This window comes from Pantoea sp. AS142, assembly GCF_037152305.1.
Lineage (GTDB): Bacteria > Pseudomonadota > Gammaproteobacteria > Enterobacterales > Enterobacteriaceae > Pantoea.
On record NZ_JBBCMO010000027.1, the window covers coordinates 1 to 449 of the forward strand.

General features: G+C 45.9%; 1 protein-coding gene. It reads right to left on the reverse strand.

The window, feature by feature from the left end; genetic code table 11:
* A partial coding sequence (locus WFO64_RS22375) for a DUF2268 domain-containing putative Zn-dependent protease (RefSeq protein ID WP_337014401.1) occupies nucleotides 1-379 on the reverse strand: 379 nt, incomplete at its 3' end.
* Nucleotides 380-449 lie beyond the last annotated feature (70 nt).

A 449-nucleotide genomic window follows, 5' to 3' on the forward strand; every position in this document is an offset into this window, starting at 1 on the left:
GCTCAAGAGAAAAATGCCCGGCTAGTCCTTCAGAGACTAGTGCTTCTCCCAGCGTTGAGCCGTATCCCGGTCCTGCCCACCTTGCAGCATGGTGAAGTTCATGAGCAAACACATGCTCAATAGAGTGCGCAACGTTTTTGCAGAATGCAGGGTTTTCAGGATCGACGGTTATATAGATAACACCAGCTTCAGGACAAAAACCAGCATGCCCTTTTTCAGGGATAACAAACTTCCCGGCCTTAACTACGACATCTACTGAAGGAGTCGGCATCAACCTTGTGACTTGTACGTAGGTATCGGTCAGTTTAGTTCGCAGCCATTCACTGTGAACAGTGAGTTTTTCCTGAGCATTCAGAATATGGATGGTTATTTGAGACATGTCAGTCTTACCCAGAAACATTAGTAATGTGCGGATACTAACAGACATATAGAGCATGTTATGTTGCTGC